We start from the raw sequence: 532 nt of genomic DNA, 5'->3' as shown, positions 1-532 counted from the left end.
TGGCTAGCTGCTTGCTCTTTAATTTGGTCGAGCACAAACAAGATTTGGAAGTACATCGGCTTTTCTGACCATAACGTTCCGTCGTTATCAAAAGTGGCAATACGATCTTGAGGAGCAACAAAATTGGGAGAGTTAGCGTCAGTAACATCACTGACAAATTGGATAATTGCTTGTTTGGTTTGACCGTCGTTCCACGAAGGCAATGGGTCACTATTTTGCGCCAAAAGCGGAAATGAAATCACCGCGACAGCGAGCGTAAAAACATTCAAGAGGTAATTTTTCATCAGTTGTAAACTCTTTATATAGGGGAGTTTAATAATGGAGCATTCTCGAAGAAAAAATTCGCCCTTGGTCACAACAATGTCTTATTCGGAATATTCCTACTTGAAAGCCCAAAAGATTCATAAAATTCAATGAAATAAAAAAGCGGACCTATTGGCCCGCTTTTTCAATGAGTTCGATTTAACGCTTAAGCTGCGACTGCTTCAACTTTACGAGCGATTTTTGCTTTACCTACAGGTAGAACTTCACG

The 532-nt window shown here is 40.2% G+C and carries 1 pseudogene; it reads right to left on the bottom strand.

What is annotated here, in order from left to right:
- Nucleotides 1-284 (bottom strand): annotated as a pseudogene (locus tag R7Q46_RS29950) (haloacid dehalogenase-like hydrolase); the annotation flags it as partial.
- Nucleotides 285-532 lie beyond the last annotated feature (248 nt).

It is taken from the genome of Vibrio sp. 811 (assembly GCF_033339195.1).
This window is presented reverse-complemented; position numbering and strand designations above follow the sequence as displayed.